2 protein-coding genes and 1 pseudogene are annotated in these 1,206 nt (G+C 59.4%); all 3 read right to left on the bottom strand.

Features of this window, described 5'->3' with window-relative positions; genetic code table 11:
* Positions 1 to 318 (bottom strand): annotated as a pseudogene (locus ACYP5B_RS45465) (transposase); the annotation flags it as partial.
* Between the two features lie 310 nt (positions 319 to 628).
* Positions 629 to 835, bottom strand: coding sequence for a hypothetical protein (locus ACYP5B_RS45460; protein WP_459573961.1), 207 nt, complete (start codon positions 833 to 835; stop codon positions 629 to 631).
* Between the two features lie 106 nt (positions 836 to 941).
* A partial coding sequence (locus ACYP5B_RS45455) for an Hsp20/alpha crystallin family protein (RefSeq protein WP_459571768.1) occupies positions 942 to 1,206 on the bottom strand: 265 nt, incomplete at its 5' end.

Below are 1,206 nucleotides of genomic sequence, written 5' to 3'. Positions count from 1 at the left end.
CAGGTCCAGATGGCCGTGCCGTTCCATGGCATCAACCAACGTCGGGATCAACGCCTTCAGGCGCTTGCCGCAGACCCTGTCGGCCGCTTCCCACAACACCGTCAACGCCTGGCGAACTGCCTCGTCGTACAGCCGGTCGCGGTCGCGCGTCGCCTTCGTCGCCGCGGACGCCACCTGCTGCCGCAGCAGCCGGATGGCGTGCTTGCGGTGATACCCAGTCAGGGCCACGAACTCATCGAGAATCGTGATCCGGTCACCGAACGCCGCGCTGCGATACCGCACTCGCAGCGCTTCGAGCAACTCCTTGCGTGTCGTCATGCTGATTTGCCTCGTCACGTTGTGCTGCTCCCGCCGGACAATCCGACTGGTAGCAAACTACGTGAGGCAACAGGTCAGCACGGGTTGCAGTTCTGATGAGTCAATGCGCCAGCCAAGATGTTTGTCGGTAAACCGGACATCCTGCTTGACGCTATCCACCATGCAGAATTTCTTATCCTTGAATTGACAAATAGGATATTGCAATCATTGCCGAGCAGTTTTGAAGCGGGCGAGTGAATCCAATCCCCTACGTGATGCGATATGAACCGTGCGGCCCGCACCGCCGAAAAGGAGGGAGATAAAAATCAGCTTAAAAGGGACATCCGCAGGCACCTCCCGGAGCACTGCGTTTTTCGTCTTCGAATACGTCGCCACCCCGCATGGCCCAGCCCTGGGTCGTCAGATAAAAGCTGTTTTCGATTTCGCTCTTGCCGGGCAGATTGGCATCTTCACTTGGGTTGAACCGGGTCAGCGCGCCAGCAGCAGTCTGCGTCGGATGGTGCCAGCCTTCGACCAAGTTGTCTCACAAGGAACCGAAACCCTCTTGCAAGGATTCCGGTTTCATGTCAGCCCGCCTACGTGTGGGCAGCCATGGGCGATGCCCAAGGCCCGCTCGGCTTACATCACGCGACCTTGACCTCAATGCGGCTCGGTTGCGCGTATTCGGCTTTGGGGATGCGCAACTTGAGCACGCCGTGGTTGAACTCGGCCACCACCTTCTCGGCATCGAGTTCCTTGGAGAGCGTGAACACGCGCCGGTAACGCGGCAGGGAAACCTCCACGTAACTGGCTTCCATGCCCTCCGGCTGATCCAGGACGACTTCGCCCTTGATGGTCAGGATATCGCCTTCCACCTGCACGACCAGCTTGTCCTTGGGCACACCCGGC

Source organism: Cupriavidus sp. 8B (assembly GCF_054589115.1).
This window is presented reverse-complemented; position numbering and strand designations above follow the sequence as displayed.